Source organism: Aquimarina sp. Aq78 (assembly GCF_900299525.1).
Lineage (GTDB): Bacteria > Bacteroidota > Bacteroidia > Flavobacteriales > Flavobacteriaceae > Aquimarina.
Window position 1 is genome coordinate 288,545 of record NZ_OMKA01000001.1, and the last position, 17,095, is coordinate 305,639.

The window sequence follows — 17,095 nt, forward strand, 5'->3', positions numbered from 1 at the left end:
TTTTACTTAAAAAAACAGCCAGCTCATTGAATTTTATTTTAAGAATTCATTTTAGAGTATATTTTTAATTAAACAAAACTTATAAAATGAAAAAAACAAAAGCCTACTGGAATCGTATTATACATAGAGACTTAGCATATTTTTTCCTTGGTTTGATTATTGCATTTTCTATTTCAGGAATTACTTTAAATCATAGAGAAAGTTTCAGTTCGAGAGAGTATAGTATCGAAAGTAAAGAAGTTTCAATGATATTACCTGAAAGTCAGGATCAAATTACTGAAACATTCATTAGGGAAACTTCAAAATCATGGGATGTACCCAATGAACTTAGAGGTTTTGAGGTTGATGGAAAAGAAATTGTGATTTTTTATAAAAATGCTTTTGGGCTTATTGATATAGATACGGGTAAAGGACGTTTAGAGTTTTCAAAACCAATTCCTGTTTTAAAGCAAATGACCATTTTGCACCAAACCACTAATACATGGTGGATATGGTTTTCGGATATTTTCGGGATTGCAATGTTGACTATTACTATAACCGGCATGTTTATTATTAAAGGGAAAAATAGTTTTAAACGATATGGTTGGAAACTTACACTAATAGGCCTGATATTCCCTTTTATATTCTTGTTTTTCATTAATTAAATTAATCATGGAAAGAAAAAAATTCATTAAAAGTTTAGGATTAGGCGTTGTTGCTGCTCCTATTTTTGGAGCCTCTCTAAATTATGACTCAAAAGAAAGTAGCAGTAATGATTGCAGAATGACACCACGAGAGACTATAGGTCCATTTCCATTAAAATCACCAGCAGATTTTGTTCGTGCTAATATTGTTGGAGATAGAGAAGGAGTACCGCTAATAATTAATTTAACCGTTCAAAATGTAATTGCAAATTGTTCTGCACTAACTGATGTATATGTAGATTTTTGGCAATGTGATGCCAAAGGGAACTATTCAGAATACTCACATCAATTAGATGGTAATTTTAGACATAAACATTTTCTTCGTGGAAGGCAAACTACCGACAAACAAGGAAATGTATCGTTTATATCTATTTTTCCAGGGTGGTATCCAGGTAGAGCGCCACATTTACATCTAGAAGTTCTAAAAAAGAATGGTCAATCATTGTTGGTAACTCAAATAGCTTTTCCAGATCATATATCTGATACAGTATACAAGAATAAGTACTATAAAGGAAAACCTCATACCAAAAATAGACGAGATTATGAATTTAGTGATAGTTTGTCTGGAAATTTAGTAGATACTATAACTGGAGATAATATTAATGGTTATAGGTTACACAAAATCATAAATGTAAAAGCCTAATTGATACTAGCAGTAATATAAATCAAAAACGTTGGAAATATTCTTATGGGAACCACACAAAAACTTTTTCATGAATGTTTCATCAAATATGTGATTGAATACTGTATAAAAACATTAAATTTAGAGTTAAATTCTATTCAAAAAATATTCTTAAAACCTAAAATTCTGAATTATGAAAAAAGCACTTTTAAATGTAACAGGATCTAAAGAATTATCTAAAAATGAGCAAAAAAGTATTGACGGAGGCGCAGGCCCAAGTCGCCCCTGTGGTGGAGATGGCTCATTTATATATGTAGATGGTGTTAAGGTATGTTGTTATATACCTTGGAGCGGTCATTATATATGCTAACATTTCTTCAATTATGATATTAAAATTCTAATCGAATTTATTTTAGAATATTCAAAGAGATCATCTTTATAGATGGTCTCTTTTTGCTTATCTGATTATTACATAAGGTATTCAAAACATAATTTAGTCTGACAGAATTATCATTCCGACAGTTTTTACGATGATTTTGGTAGTACTTCGCACTGTAATTTTAAAAATCATGTTATGTTTAAAAAATATCCAATTCTTAAATGGGTTCTAATTGTCTTTGGCAGTATAATCGTCTTTCTCTTTATTTTCGGTTGGTGGTTTATGAGTTTATTACCTATAGAAGAAATGGGAACTGATTTGTCTACTACACAAACATTTGATTTGCCGTATTTATCTGAAGACATCCAACCTTCACGAGGAAAAATCTTAGCTATAGTAACAAGCACAGCTACTATGGGGAGCACCGATAAAAGTACGGGGTATGAACTAACCGAATTATCACGTGCTTATTACGTTTTTCAAGCTAATGGCTTTGAAGTTGATATTGCCAGTCCGTTGGGAGGGGAACCACCAGTTGTGATTGATGATGATGATATGGGAAAATATGATTTTGCATTTTTAAACGATAGCATTGCTCAACATAAAGTAAAACATACTATTCAGGTAAAAAATATTAACCCAGATGTGTATGAAGCTGTGTTTTTTGCAGGAGGAAAAGGGGCAATGTTTGATTTCCCACAAAATAAGGCCATTCAAAATATTGTACGTAATTTATATCAATCAAATAAGGTGGTTGGCGCAGTATGTCATGGGCCGGCAGCTTTGGTAAATGTAACTCTCGACACCGGTCGCCCGTTGCTAGAAAACAAAAAAGTGAGTAGTTTTACTAATAATGAGGAATTACTACTTATTCCAGATGCCGAAGAAATATTTCCTTTCCTTTTACAAGATAAACTAGTAGCTCAGGGTGCACGTTTTAATGAGGGAGCCACGTATTTGGAGCATATTAGCTATGATAAAAACTTGGTAACAGGTCAAAATCCTTGGTCTACATGGATATTAGCAGAAACTATGATTTCGGCATTAGGATATACACCAAAGCATAGAGAAATAACAGCCGAAGAAAATGCTATGAAGGTCTTAATTGCATATGAAGAAGGAGGTACTCAGAAAGCCAAAGAATTAATTAAACAAATATCGACTGTAGAAAATAAACCTTTGGCCAGGCAACTTATTGCTGTACATAGTGTTGTTGCAATTATGAAAGGTAGTATTGGGCGGTTTTTTAACCTTGTTAGTTTAACATCATATGCAAAAGGAGAATCCAAGAACATATAGAGGTTGACAGCATAAGCTGTATTTATCTCGGGTTTAAAGTACAAATCAATACTTGGTTTGTACTTTCTTTGAATTCTAAATATCCCTACATTTGGAAAAAATAATTCCATTGAGTTTTTTAGATATATTACTTGTAATTGTTAGTAGTGCAGGGCTCTTGCATGGGGTATTATTTGCCTTCTACTTAAGTGTTTTTAAAAAGAAAAAGACATTGAGTAATCTTTTACTGGCATTCATTCTTGTATGTATGGCATTTAGAATAGGTAAATCGGTCATGTTAAATTTTGGTGATGGTCTGGAGCCTATCTTTATTTTTGCAGGATTAGCATTTTTGTTACTAATCGGACCACTTTTAAGGTGGTATGTTTTTGGGATGACACGCCCTAATTTTAAATTACCCAAATATTATATTTTAGAATTCGTTCCATTTGCTTTGATTTTTATCGCTAGTCTTTTTGTGACCAAAGAATGGTATGAAAACAGCAAGTTGGTTATTATCGTTTTTTCGAGCGGTCTTATTTTTATATATCTGCATTTCGCTTTTTATATAATTTTGTCATGGAGAATCTTAAAACGTGCAAAGAAATATTATAAGCAAGAGCAACAAACAAAATCTCGTAGCGCAATATTAAATTGGTTACATCTCTTAATTATTGGTTTTGTAGTCATCTGGGGATCTTATGTTCTAAACATATTAGATGAAACCGTACCTTATATTGTAGGCCCAATATTATATTCTATAATTATCTATTTTTTAAGCTATAAAGCATTCCAACTTAAAGTAACAGATCTGGATGGTGATGTGTTTAAGGAAAACAACAATAACCTCTTATTTGATCAGATTTCAAAACTGGTTATTGATACTAAATTGTATCTCGAACCAGATGTATCTCTAGCAAAACTGAGTACCATGATAGGGAAAACCACACAACTAACATCATCGGTTATTAATCAATATGCCAAACGAAATTTTAATGATTTTATAAATTATTATCGAATTCAAGACGCAAAGAGAATGCTTTCAGATACAGAAAGCGATAAATATACCATTTCATCAATTGCTTTTGATACAGGTTTTAGTAGCCTTTCCTCTTTTAATGGAGCATTTAAGAAGTTTGAAGGAATAACACCATCGTCGTATAGAAAAGGCCGAGTTTGATTTTAAATTGCTATTTACTAAGATTTTTTGAAAAGCCTAATCTATTATATATTACGTTCTGTCTATTATTGTTTTCCGCCTGGCGATTAATTTTTCATATCGTATTTGTATACAATTACTTTATAGTAAAATTAGATCTCATAAAGGATGAAAAAAATATGTACACTTGTTTTAATTGTGTTTTTAGGTTTTTCTTGTAATTCTCAAAAAACGGATACTACTGCTTACTATGCAAGGAAGAATGTCGATAGTCGAGTTGTTAAATTTGTAGGCGGTAATTGGTTCAATGGAGAAACATTTGAAAAGAAAACGATTTGGCTTAAAGATGGTTTAATCTACTTCTCGAATACTGAAAAAGAAGTTGATACTATCGTAGATGTATCAGGTAAATATGTGATTCCTCCATTTGCCGAAGCCCATAATCATAATCTTGAAAGCAAACATGAGCTGGATAAACGAATTAAATCTTACTTGGATAATGGAATATTTTATGTTAAGCTTCTATCAACCATAAAAAAAAGAATTGATCCTTTAATGCATAATTATAACAAACCAGGTGGAATTGATGTAAGTATGGCACATGCTCCTTTAACAGCCAATGGTGGGCATCCAATACGTTTGCGTAAAAAACACCTTGATTATGGATACTTTAGAGGTTTGTTTAATACAATAGAAGAGATTGAGTTTCATGGTTATGTTACAATAAACAAACAAGAAGATTTAGATCATAAATGGAATAAGATCTTGTCATTTTCTCCGGATTTTATCAAATTAAACCTTCTTTATTCAGAAGAATATGAAAAAAGAAAAAATGATACCCTATATTTTGGTAGAAAAGGGTTGGATCCCAAATTAGTTCCAGAAATTGTAAAAAAAGTTCATGCTAATAATTTAAGAGTAAGTGCTCATGTAGAAACTGCGTATGACTTTCATATTGCGGTCAATGCAGGTGTTGATGAAATAGCACATCTTCCCGAGATATCTAATGGGAAACTTATTAATAAAGAAGACGCCATTTTGGCTAAAGAAAAAGGAGTAACTGTTGTGACCACGGTATCTCTGGTTCTAAAAAGACAAAAAAGAGTGGACTATCAAGACTTAGTTAAAAATATGGCATCGAACTTAAGGTTATTACAGCAAGAAGGCGTAACATTAGCGATAGGGTCTGATCAATACAATGGAAATTCAGTTGGTGAGTTTCAGTTTTTGTATAAGTTGAATATTTTTAGCAACTATGAATTACTTAAAATGTGGACAGAAAATGCTACGAGAACTATTTTTCCAAACCGTAAAGTAGGAGAGTTAAAAGAAGGTTATGAAGCCAGTTTTTTAGTATTAGATAAAGACCCATTAAAAGATATTTCAAATATTAATAAAAGTATTGTAACCAGAGTTAAGCAAGGGGTATTCTTAAAATAATGTATATTTTAAAACTTTTACCTATGAATTTGTCTTGTATTTAAATAGATTATGAACTTCGATAAAGTTGTCAAGCATATTATTTTTTGGGGTTTATTTCTCCTATTATGGAGTGTACATGATCTTAATTATCATAAGGATATATTGGCAAATCTAAAGACTAATGTATTTACCTTTATCCCATATACTATTTTGGTTTATCTCAATCTTTATGTTTTAATGCCAAAATTTTTGTTGAAAAAAAAGATCATTAACTATGTGCTAATACTGATCTTAGCGATTACCATTATTACTATTGTCACATCTTATTATTTATCTTTCTATTTTAAATATGTAAATATCTATTTACCGACATCAGATTTTTTTGCAAGTATTCCAGGGAAAATTGCTATTGTGACTGAGGTTATTTTATCATTGGGGTTATCAATGACTTTATTTCTAACAGATGAATGGTATCGAAAGGATCAATCGGTGAAAGAAATAGAGCAAAAGCAATTAGAAACAGAATTGAACTTACTCAAAAATCAAATCAACCCACATTTTCTTTTTAATTCCTTAAACAGTATTTATATCATGCTGGATAAAAATCTAAAGAGCGGTAAAAAAATGTTACTTCAATTCTCAGAAATATTAAGTCATCAATTATATGAAGCGAATAAAAAAAGTATTGAACTAGAGCACGAATTCGAAAACTTAACCAATTATATAGATATAGAAAAAGTAAGACATGAAGATCTTGTTACAGTAAAGTATTCTTTTCCTGATCATCAAAAGAATTTTAGAATATCCCCAATGCTTTTACTACCTCTTGTTGAGAACGCTTTTAAGCATGGACAAAGCAGTAAAGGATATCGGATACATATCGAATCTACAATAGAGTATAATAATACATTGAGCTTTAAAGTTGAAAATACGGTTTCAAATGAAAGTGTTAAGAAACCATATATAGAAAATAAAGGTATAGGATTAGCTAATGTAAAAAGGAGATTAGAACTAATTTACCCAAATAGGCACTTATTTAATATAGAACGTAATAATTCTATGTTTATAGTGCATTTAAAAATACAGCTAAATGAAAATGAAATGTTTAATAGTTGATGATGAACCTCTTGCGAGAAAAGGGTTAGAGGATTTTGTATCTCAAACGCCATTTTTAGAACATGTAAAATCATTAGCTTCTGCAATAGAGACGATAGAGTTCTTGAAACAAAATTCTATAGATATTCTGTTTTTAGATATACAGATGCCAGACATGACGGGAATAGAACTTTTAGAATCATTTCAAGATGCTCCTCAAGTGATATTTACAACGGCTCATCGTGAATTTGCTTTGGATGGTTTTGAACTTAATGTTATTGATTTTTTGTTAAAACCCTTTTCTTATAGTAGATTTCTTAAAGCTGTCAATAAAATAGTAGTTGATGACGATAAAAGAGAGAAAAGTAAAGCGGCTAAAAACTATATTTTTATTAAGTGTAACGGGATGATTATCAAAGTTTTTATTGATGACATCACTTTTATAGAAACAGCCAAAGATTATATTCAGATTCATACAGTTCATGATAAATACCTAACACTTGTTTCTTTAAAGCATATAGAAGAAGAACTCCCAAAAGAAAAATTCATAAGAGTACATCGATATTATTTAGTAGGATTAAGTCATATCAAAAAACTTGAGGGGAATTTAATTTATATCGGAGATCATAAAATTAAAATTAGTAGGATACTTCGCAATGAAGTTTATAAATCTATTATAGGTAATAAATTTATTGGGCGTTTATAAGTATAATTTTGCATGGAGAATTGTTTTAATATATAATGAAATCCAACCACTTTCATGATTGGATTTTCGATTCTATTTCAATTATTCACTGCTTTATGCTCTACAATTTTGATGATTGTATTGAGTCTAATTTGGCTTTAGCAACTTTGTATGTTTTTTTTAGACTTTGGCTGTCTTTAAAATATTTTCCATAGGTATAGGCCTTTTCAATAGATCTTATTGTTTTATCATAAAACCCATTTTTGTAATAAACAATATGTTCATACTCTGCAAAATAGATATCATTTTTAGTGTTGGCTCCATAATTATTTGCGAGTATTAGTATATAAACGTAGATAAGCTTGATTGGAAAAAATTTCTCTATAATTAATCAACTAATACAAATAGTTAACTTTTTATAAATAGACAGAATCCTATAAAACGTCTATTAAGGTGTCAAGTTTATCTATATCATTTTAAAACATAAATAGCTTTATTCATTTTTGTCGAATAGAAATTTAAAGATAACACTTTATAAGACGATTTAAAAAAATGAAAAAACGCAAAACACTTATTTTCTTTTTTCTTTTTGCCTTTATAATTGGCTATTCTCAAAACAATACTGAAGAATTAACAACAAAAGAAATTAGAGAAACAATCCATGCAGTTGGAAAAGTAATAAAAGAAAAATATGTATTTCCAGAAATTGCGAATGCAATAGTAGAATTGATTAATAGTAATTTAAGAAATGGTCATTATAGGGGGGTAAATAACCCAAAAGAGCTAGCAAAAATTCTTACAAAGGATGTACAATCAATAAATCATGATAAACATTTAAGAGTTTTTTATAATCCTGAAAATCCAAGAGGGCAACAAACAGAAATGAGTGCTGAAGACCGTGAGAAGTTTCTTGAAAAAATGATGGAAATGGAGAAGAGAGATAACTTTACGTTTAAAGAAGTTAAAATCCTCGATGGAAATATTGGATATATAAATTTTAGAGGTTTTCGTGATCCAGAATATGCTAGTGAAGCTGTAATTTCTGCAATGAATTTTTTAAGCAATACAGATGCTATAATTTTCGATTTAAGAAATAATGGTGGAGGTTATCCACAGATGGTTCAGTTATTATCCAGCTATTTTTTTAAGGGTGACGCTATCCATTTAAATACATTCTATAATAGAATAGATGAAACAAGTGAACAGTTTTGGACTTTACCATATGTTCCAGGAAAAAGATTGCCAGATGTACAATTATATATACTAACTAGTAGCAGTACATTTTCTGCGGCAGAAGAGTTTTCATATAATTTAAAACACTTAAAACGTGCTATGATCATTGGTGAAAATTCTGGAGGAGGAGCACATCCAGGTGAATCGTTCCAGGTATCAAATAAATTCAAAGTTTGGACCTCTACAGGGCGAGCAATTAACCCAATTACGAATTCAAATTGGGAAGGAGTAGGGGTTATTCCTCATATAAAAACTTCTGAAAAAGATGCACTAATATCTGCTCGCTTAAAAGCTTTAGATTCATTAAAAGGCGTTAATACAGATGCTTTTAGAAATGATTTTTATGATTGGCATATTGGTACTTTAAAAGCAGTCCAAACTCCAGTAAATGTTCCTCTATCCTCTTTAGAAAATTATGTGGGGACATATGCAGAGCTAAGTATTAGTTTAGAAAACGGCGTGTTATATTACCAAAGTGATGCGCCTGACTCAAAGGTTAAGTTAACTCCAATTGATAATTCAACCTTTCAATATGGAAAACTTACAGATGTGAGGATACTATTCTTAAGAACAAATGATCAGGTCGAAGGATTAATGACAAAGAATGTCTATGGTAGATCCGACACGTATACAAAAGATAAAAATTAAACATTTTATGGTAAGCAGAGCATCTATAGTTTTAAATATAGTAAATAGCTTAAAAAGAAATAATCCAAAAAGTTTCCTGTTTTCAACTATACAAAGTCATTTTCTCTTTATCCATAAATAAGGTTTTGATACTATTTATAAGCATTATAAGTTTAAAAAATCTTCTTCGAAGTTTGAGATGAAATCATGAATATATTTTCTGTTTCTGTTTAATGTTTTAACAACTAAATAATGATTACGTTTTAACCCATTTTTACTAATTCGTTTAAAAATAATATCATTTGATAGTTTGAACGATTTTAGCTGCCACTTTGGTACACACATGATACCCATATTTGCCTCGATCATTGATAAGGTAATTTCGGTAAATGGAATGGCAGATATCTTCTTAGGATTGGTTTTATTAGGCTTCAAAAAATGCTCATATACCGAGACACCTTCCAGAGGAAAGGAATTAATGATTAAATGAACATCAGAAAAATGACTCGCATCCAAATAGTCATAAGAGTTTAGAGGGTTTTCTTGGTGCATTACAGCAAAAATTTCATCATCATATACTTTAATACTTGTCAATTCTTCAGAAGCCGGTTTTGTAGTTACAATAGCTATATCTATTTCATTAGACAGAACTTGTGATATCGTCTGATGTCTTGCACCAAAAGTTAAATCAATATCAATTTCGGGATATAGAATTCCCATTTTTTGAATAAACCCTGGAATCGCATGAAAAAAAGATTGACACTCTGCACTTAACTTAATAGATCCTCTCGAACCTTCTTTTATATGCTCTATATTGCTAAAACTTTCATCTATAGAACTAAAGAGCTTATTCGCAAGTTTATACAGCTCTGTACCTTCATCTGTTAGTTCCCACTTATTTCTACTTCTAAGAAATACTTTAAACCCTAAACGTTCTTCTAAATCTCTCAACTGGTGGCTTAATGCTGACTGAGTGAGAAACAAACGTTCTGAAGAATTAGCAAGACTGCCTTCTTCTGCAATTGTTTTTATAAGTCTAAAATATTTTAATTCCATAATTCAAAGATACAACACATATGTCATTGCTGTAGTTGAGAATTTTTCAACTATAGTCATTAAAGCATTCAACCAACTTTCTGGTATAACAGTACTTGCTACAATAATTTTGGCTTGAATAAATATCAAAACCATGCAAAAATTTATAATTGTACTATCAATATTCTTCAGTATTCCTATTGTTATGTTTTCTCAACAAGAACAAATCATTTCTAAAAAAACTTACAATACTCAAAGAATTTCTGAAACCGAAATTCCTACTATAGACGGAAAATTAGAAGATGCGATTTGGAGTAATAATAATAACTGGGAGTCAAATTTTATTCAAAGAGAACCAACAGAAAATGTTTCGCCTTCAGAAGACACTTCTTTTAAAATATACTACGATTCAAAATATGTATATGTTGGCATCAAAAATTTTGATAAACAACCCGATAGGATTACAAATTGGATGTCGAGGCGTGACGGTTTTGAAGGTGATTGGATTGAAATCATTTTTGATAGTTACCATGATTTGCGTTCGGCCTTTTCTTTTACAGTAACCGCTGCAGGAGTTAAAGGTGATAAAATAATAACGCTAAATGGCAAAAATGAAGATGCTACATGGAATCCTATTTGGTATGTGAAAAGTGCCATTACAAAGGAAGGATGGACGGCAGAAATGAAAATCCCTTTGAGCCAGTTACGTTTTGGTAAAGTAGAAAATCAAGTTTGGGGACTTCAGATGGTAAGGAAGTATTTTAAAAATGATGAGATATCTGTTTGGCAGCGTGTTCCTATTGATGCTTCTGGCTGGATAAGTGAATTTGGAGAATTACATGGTTTAAAAAATATAAAACCTCAAAAGCAATTTGAAATTCAACCTTTTGTAGTAACATCTTTGGAAACTTTTGAAAAAGAACCTAATAATCCTTATCGTGATAAAAATATAACATCAATTAATGCAGGAGTAGACGGAAAAGTAGGCATTACTAATGATCTAACTTTGGATTTTACCATTAACCCGGATTTTGGGCAAGTAGAAGCAGATCCTGCGGCAATTGCATTAGATGGATTTCAATTGTTTTTTAAAGAACAGCGTCCATTTTTTGTTGAGAATAAGAACATTTTTAACTACCAATTTTCTAACCCAATAGTTGGTGGATCATTTAGTAGCGATAATCTCTTTTATTCCAGACGCATTGGTAGAAGTCCACAAGGTTTTACTCAAACCATAGCAGGAGAATTTGTTGATTCACCCGAGCGAACCACCATATTAGGAGCTGTGAAATTTAGCGGAAAAACTAAGAATGGCTGGTCCATCGGTATTATGGAGAGTATGACTGCCAACGAATACGTAAAAATAGATACAAACGGAGTAGAAAGAGAAGAACTCATAGAACCATTTACCAATTATTTTGTTGGCCGTGTGCAAAAGGACTTCAACAATCGTAATACTTTTTTGGGTGGTATTGTAACATCAACGATGAGAAATTTGGATGAGAATACTAATTTCTTACATAAATCTTCTACAACTGCGGGGATTGATTTTTTGCATCAATGGAAAAATAGAACTTGGTATTTGGGCACAAATGTTGTTATGAGCCATGTCGAAGGAAACGAAGCAGCTATATTAAGAACACAACTTTCTATTCCGCATTTATTTCAGCGTACAGATGCTGGACATGTCGCTGTAGATTCGACAAAAACTTCGCTTACGGGAACAGGAGGTGATATCAAATTCGGAAAAGCAGGACAGGGACATTTTAAGTTTGAAACAGGGATTACTTGGCGCTCGCCAGAGTTAGAATTGAATGACCTTGGTTTTATGCGTGAAGCCGACGATATTCAAAACTATACCGGTGTTACATATCGTTCTTTACAACCTTTTGGAAAGTTTAGAAAAGCTACGTTAGCTTATCAACATTGGCTAAAATGGGATTTTGAAGGTAATTTGAATTATATTGATTGGGATGTAGAAGCGAGAGGAACATTTCAAAACAATTGGAACGCTACTTTAGGATTTTTTCATCAACCCCATATTTATTCAAAATCATTGTTGCAAGGCGGGCCAAGAATATATTTGCCAGATCAATATGGTGCTTGGTGGGCATTAGGAACAGATTCTAGAAAAAAAATATCACTTAGTTTTGATGGATGGACAAAAACTGGAAATAAGGATAGTTATTTCTTATTAGAAAACGGACTCAAAATTACCTACCAGCCTTTAAATCAATTGAGTGTTTCGGTTTCTCCGAGATATACTATGATTAAGCATCGATTACAGTTTAATGAAACTAATGACTTTAATGGTTCTCCACGCTATATTCTGTCTAAACTAGACCAAGATACCTTTAGTTTGGCGTTTAGACTTAACTATACCATTAACCCCAATTTATCTATTCAATATTATGCAGAACCATATATTTCTAAGGGAGTATATAATGATTTTGGATATATGAATGATCCTTTAGCTAGATCACAAAGTAAGCAACTAGCACTATTTTCTGAAGATCAAATTTATTATAATGCACAGAATAATACTTATGATGTTGATGAAACTTTGGATGCTATTGTAGATTATAGTTTTAATATTCCTGATTTTTCATTTGCGCAATTTAGGTCAAATCTTGTGGTGCGATATGAATACAAACCAGGCTCAGAAATATTCTTGGTATGGGCGCAAGGTATTACCGATTACAGAAGACCAACTGGGAGTTTGTATAGAAGTTTTGATAATCAGATTTTTAGTAAACAACCCAATAATACCTTTTTGATAAAAGCAACGTATCGTTTTTTCTAAAAAATCTGTAAAAACTAAAATATAGCATATGAAACCTGAAATAATCTTCAAGAAAGTTGATGCAAGTAGTTTTGACGAAATGTTAGACCTAATTAAACAATTAAATCCAAGTAAGGAAAGTGAAGTTTTAAAACAAAGATTGGAACAAATGTTAGAGAGTAACGCATATCAATGCTTTGGGCTTTTTTTGAAAGGATCTTTGAAAGGATTAATTGGCTGTTGGGCATTCACCAAATTATATTCTGGTAAACAATTAGAATTGGATAATGTTATAATTGATGCTAAAATACAATCCAAAGGCTATGGAAAAGCATTCTTCAATTTTATAGAAGATTGGGCATTAAAAAATGATTATGAAGCTATAGGATTGAACACTTATATTGAAAATAGCAGATCTCACAAATTTTATTTTAACCAAGGGCTTAAAATATTGGGATTTCATTTTCAAAAAACACTTAAAAAATGTTAATGAAAAAATAAATGGAAGAGTAATAAAAATCAATATTACAAAATATATTGACTACAGGAATGAAGTAGTAAAGTGTAAGCAATGAAGTTGCTATATATACACTTTAATGGGTATTGTGTTGATATGTAGTTGTTTATATCTTGGGTTCTAATATTAATTTAAAATTTAAAAGAGATGTCAGAATTAACATTTGAATCAGTAAATAAAGAAATAGAGAGTTTAAATTTAGATGAATTAGAATCAGATTTAAACCTGAAATCATTGGACATAACTTCAAAACTATGTCAAATATGGAATAAAATAGGAGGTATAGTTAGATTAATAGCCAATATTCCATTAATTCCAAAAAAATGGAGAGATGCATTGAAACTGCTTATTAGTACTCTTGATTCTTTATGTGCTTAATATATTATAACAAATTATAAAAAAGTCGATTAAAAATTTAACCGACTTTTTTTGTACTATGATGAAAAGTATTAAATTTTATTATTTCAATTTCATACCAGAAAAAATTTCAGTTTCGTTTGGTAATCCAAGTTTGTTACGTACCACTTGACCAGCCTGAAGACCTGCAATGATAGCACCCTCATAATATCCCACATTAACACCAAAATTAATCCAATCTCCTGTGATGATAAGGTTATCAAAACCAGATTCATTAGCTTTAAGGCGATATTTGTTAGAGCCCGGTAACGATAATGTGTATCTATCTGTTGGGTTTACATTAGCACGGAAAAACTGAGTTTTTAACCTACTATAATCTGTATTGGCATTTTTCGAAAAATCATGGATTACGCTAAACTTCATTCCTTCTGGATATTCTAGTGTGGTAGCATTAGGGAAAAACCAGCCCATTTTATCTCTTAACCATTGTTCTGAAACACGCATAATACGTTCCAATTGCTCGTGGGGATACTTATGATCAGAGAATGGAGGTATCACTTCTGGATCCAGAAACGATCCTGTATAGTATATTAATACTCCGGGTTCATCATCTTTCCAATCTTCATATGGCATTACCTGTGACATATCTATGAAAGAATATTGAGGATCTGCATAAGTCACCAAGTTAGGTAATGACCCTTCAGGAAATCCCCAATCTGGTAAATTCATACCTAATTCTTTTAACGTAGGTTTAATCCATAATTGCATGGACATGGTAGGGATACTTTTAACGTGATTGTACATATTCTGCCATGCCACGTTATTATCAATGATTTCCTTGCAAATACCTTCGTTTCCGCCTAAAACATCAATGGGTATACCTAAAACTACATAATCAAAATCTTTATTCTTTTCTAAGGAAACCTGACCCACATTTTCCCAGCCACACCAGGATTCTTCAAGATCATATTGCCCTTCTTTAAGTGCCTTGGCTTGTTGGTCATCTATTTGATCATAAAGTGGTTCTCCTGGCCATACATCTAGATTTTTAAACTTATAAGTAGGGGTATAGGCACCATTTTTTAAAGTGACTTGTTCTGCCATAGATATTTTTTCTATTTCACCAGAATTAGAGTAATGTACCTGTTCAACTTTATGGAAAAACTTGAATTTTATCCCCCTGTTTTTAAGTACCAAATAAATAGGAGTGATCATGGTATCTGCAGTTCCTGCTTTAAATTTCCAGACAAAAGATCCTTTATAACCTGCAGAATTTGTTAGAAAATGAAGTCCAACCCCAGCGGCCAGACTACCTTGCTGATCAGATCCTGTGAGGTTGTGAAACGTTCCTGTATAGAGAAATCTAACCATAGCAGAACTCAGCAATCGTTCACTTGCTCCATGGTTTTTGAGCCATTCTCGGTAATCTAGATTATTGATACGTTCATAGTCCAGCTCATGTGTTTCTGGGTTATATACATCTTCAAATGTTCCCTTCATATTCACAAGTCCAAATTCTACAAATACAGCTAACCAATAGAAATACTCGTTGTGATCGGCTATCGAATCAATAAGCTTAGTCACCCATTTTGAAAGTAAGTCGAGTAGCTCTTTGATCATAGAGTGATGCTCTTTTCGTTGCGCATCATTGTGATCCTCATTGGTCAGGTTTTCAACTAATTCTGCTACATAATTCAATAGCTTTTCACCTTCATGTTTAAAGAGTTTGTCCTTTACAAACGCTTCAAATTTAGATTTGAAACTAGCCCAAAGTGGATGATACTCTGGTGTTTTGATTTCTTTAGCAGATTCAGAAGCCATATTTATTAGGCTATCCTTGTTTGGATCTGTGCCAAACAAAATTTCGGCGACTAGACCTACTGCTTTGTGAATAATGGCTGAAAAGGGTAGGGGGCCTCCTTGACCAGGTATATACTCATTAGATGGAAAAATGATATTCTTTTTGATCCATTGATTTGTCTTAGGGTCAAAGTGGGTGAGTAGTGTGGTATCTTCCCGATCAAAAGCTTCATCCCAGGATTTAAAGGGGCTATCAGGCATCAGGTTATGCTTTTCACATTCTTTATACGAATCTTGTATCAATCGGAATGCATTTTCATACCATCCCTGAGCAATATGAATACCATGCTCTTGAATCCTTTCGTTTGGACCTCTACCAGTAGCAGTTTTACCTCCTAGTCTCCAACCCATTTGATAAATGGTGATATCATAATGATCTTGCCAGTTTTCGTAAGAGCTAAGTTCATAAGCGGCCGTAAGCGATGACATACCACTACCTAGTATGGCAATTTTCTTTTTGTTTTGTGAGTTTTGCATTGATTATTAATTTTAAAGAGTATGAATTTTCTTAGTTGTTAATTTTGTATTGAAATGTGCCGAACTGATTTCACTCTGACTAATTGGGTAGAGTGGTTTGTTATTTTTGATATACTTCAATACTATCGGAGAGTTGTTCCATTTGGCTGCTTCGGTATATAACTCATCTAAGTGTGGTATGATGAAAAGCTTATCAAAAATGTCTTCAATCAATCCAGTTAGATTATGTGCACGATGAGTAACGTATTTAATATCTTTTTTTGATAACGGGTAATGACTTGGGTAAAAGGCTTCTATATCTGTTAGTATAGAAACCGCAGAGCCTCGAGGATTACCAAATATTTTACCTAAAATCCCAAAACTCACACCTTCAACCATTGATTGAGCATACAATACACGATAAAGCACAATATTGATAAAATATTGCTCGTAAATATTTTCTTTATATGCTAGAGAATCTGCGACTTGATAGCCTGATATAATACTTGAGTTATGAGCCCGATACCAAGTACATTCATTGGGTGTATTGATATAATCAAGCCAAAAAGTTACAGGGGTAGGTAGATCCGGAAATGTCTGCCCCGATTCATTAATTAATTGGGCCAGTGTTGCCAAATACAAAAAATGGCTACTTACTGCTCTCCACCATGGACTACCAGGATGTCCTGCATTCATAGGATTGAGCGTTCCTCTTTTTATTTCCCAGTTAATAAATGCTAATTCAGAATTTCCCAGTCCTTCGTTTCCTTTAGTCAGAGGATTTCCATATTTTTGGTAGAACTCGTAACGTAATTGATAGCGCCCTTGTGGGTTATCAGAGACATGAAGTACAATTCCTTTGGCTTTTTCCTTAAGTATTTCAAGTTTGTTCATATATTAGTAAA

The 17,095-nt window shown here is 32.0% G+C and carries 15 protein-coding genes; 12 read left to right on the forward strand and 3 right to left on the reverse strand.

Features of this window, described 5'->3' with window-relative positions:
- Nucleotides 1-86 precede the first annotated feature (86 nt).
- The 9 genes from DG435_RS01240 (at nucleotide 87) to DG435_RS01275 (ending at nucleotide 9,204) form a co-directional block, all read left to right on the forward strand.
- A complete protein-coding gene (locus tag DG435_RS01240; protein ID WP_106794185.1) occupies nucleotides 87-644 on the forward strand; it encodes a PepSY-associated TM helix domain-containing protein in 558 nt (185 codons plus the stop codon).
- A gap of 7 nt (nucleotides 645-651) precedes the next feature.
- Nucleotides 652-1,326, forward strand: coding sequence for an intradiol ring-cleavage dioxygenase (locus DG435_RS01245; protein ID WP_106794184.1), 675 nt, complete (start codon nucleotides 652-654; stop codon nucleotides 1,324-1,326).
- Nucleotides 1,327-1,498: 172 nt separating this feature from the next.
- The gene (locus tag DG435_RS25385) at nucleotides 1,499-1,675 is read left to right on the forward strand and encodes a hypothetical protein (RefSeq protein WP_159025710.1); all 177 of its coding nucleotides are present in this window, start codon (nucleotides 1,499-1,501) and stop codon (nucleotides 1,673-1,675) included.
- Between the two features lie 204 nt (nucleotides 1,676-1,879).
- Complete coding sequence (locus DG435_RS01250) at nucleotides 1,880-2,983, forward strand: type 1 glutamine amidotransferase domain-containing protein (protein WP_106794183.1); 1,104 nt, start codon at nucleotides 1,880-1,882, stop codon at nucleotides 2,981-2,983.
- Between the two features lie 91 nt (nucleotides 2,984-3,074).
- Nucleotides 3,075-4,142 (forward strand): helix-turn-helix domain-containing protein, encoded by a 1,068-nt coding sequence (locus DG435_RS01255; protein ID WP_106794182.1) that lies wholly within the window; start codon nucleotides 3,075-3,077, stop codon nucleotides 4,140-4,142.
- A 147-nt stretch (nucleotides 4,143-4,289) separates the two neighbouring features.
- Nucleotides 4,290-5,561, forward strand: coding sequence for an amidohydrolase family protein (locus DG435_RS01260; RefSeq protein WP_106794181.1), 1,272 nt, complete (start codon nucleotides 4,290-4,292; stop codon nucleotides 5,559-5,561).
- Nucleotides 5,562-5,612: 51 nt separating this feature from the next.
- Nucleotides 5,613-6,659, forward strand: a complete 1,047-nt coding sequence (locus tag DG435_RS01265; protein WP_106794180.1) for a sensor histidine kinase — start codon at nucleotides 5,613-5,615, stop codon at nucleotides 6,657-6,659.
- Complete coding sequence (locus tag DG435_RS01270; RefSeq protein WP_106794179.1) at nucleotides 6,634-7,344, forward strand: LytTR family DNA-binding domain-containing protein; 711 nt, start codon at nucleotides 6,634-6,636, stop codon at nucleotides 7,342-7,344. The genes DG435_RS01265 and DG435_RS01270 overlap by 26 nt, the downstream gene beginning before the upstream one ends.
- Nucleotides 7,345-7,875: 531 nt before the next feature.
- Complete coding sequence (locus DG435_RS01275) at nucleotides 7,876-9,204, forward strand: S41 family peptidase (RefSeq protein WP_106794178.1); 1,329 nt, start codon at nucleotides 7,876-7,878, stop codon at nucleotides 9,202-9,204.
- Nucleotides 9,205-9,348: 144 nt separating this feature from the next.
- On the opposite strand, the gene DG435_RS01280 is transcribed toward DG435_RS01275, so the two are convergent.
- A complete protein-coding gene (locus tag DG435_RS01280) occupies nucleotides 9,349-10,239 on the reverse strand; it encodes a LysR family transcriptional regulator (RefSeq protein WP_106794177.1) in 891 nt (296 codons plus the stop codon).
- Nucleotides 10,240-10,372: 133 nt separating this feature from the next.
- Between DG435_RS01280 and DG435_RS01285 the strand changes: the two genes are divergently transcribed.
- From DG435_RS01285 to DG435_RS01295, 3 genes are all read left to right on the forward strand, one after another.
- Nucleotides 10,373-13,021, forward strand: coding sequence for a DUF5916 domain-containing protein (locus DG435_RS01285; RefSeq protein ID WP_106794176.1), 2,649 nt, complete (start codon nucleotides 10,373-10,375; stop codon nucleotides 13,019-13,021).
- Nucleotides 13,022-13,049: 28 nt separating this feature from the next.
- On the forward strand, nucleotides 13,050-13,490 hold the full coding sequence (locus DG435_RS01290; protein WP_106794175.1) for a GNAT family N-acetyltransferase: 441 nt from the start codon (nucleotides 13,050-13,052) through the stop codon (nucleotides 13,488-13,490).
- Nucleotides 13,491-13,664: 174 nt separating this feature from the next.
- On the forward strand, nucleotides 13,665-13,895 hold the full coding sequence (locus DG435_RS01295) for a hypothetical protein (RefSeq protein WP_106794174.1): 231 nt from the start codon (nucleotides 13,665-13,667) through the stop codon (nucleotides 13,893-13,895).
- Nucleotides 13,896-13,976: 81 nt separating this feature from the next.
- On the opposite strand, the gene DG435_RS01300 is transcribed toward DG435_RS01295, so the two are convergent.
- Together DG435_RS01300 and DG435_RS01305 are read right to left on the reverse strand one after the other, a co-directional pair.
- Nucleotides 13,977-16,211, reverse strand: a complete 2,235-nt coding sequence (locus DG435_RS01300) for an FAD/NAD(P)-binding protein (RefSeq protein WP_106794173.1) — start codon at nucleotides 16,209-16,211, stop codon at nucleotides 13,977-13,979.
- Nucleotides 16,212-16,223: 12 nt separating this feature from the next.
- Nucleotides 16,224-17,084 carry a hypothetical protein gene (locus DG435_RS01305; RefSeq protein ID WP_106794172.1) on the reverse strand — a complete coding sequence of 287 codons (861 nt, stop codon included), beginning with the start codon at nucleotides 17,082-17,084 and terminating at the stop codon, nucleotides 16,224-16,226.
- Nucleotides 17,085-17,095 lie beyond the last annotated feature (11 nt).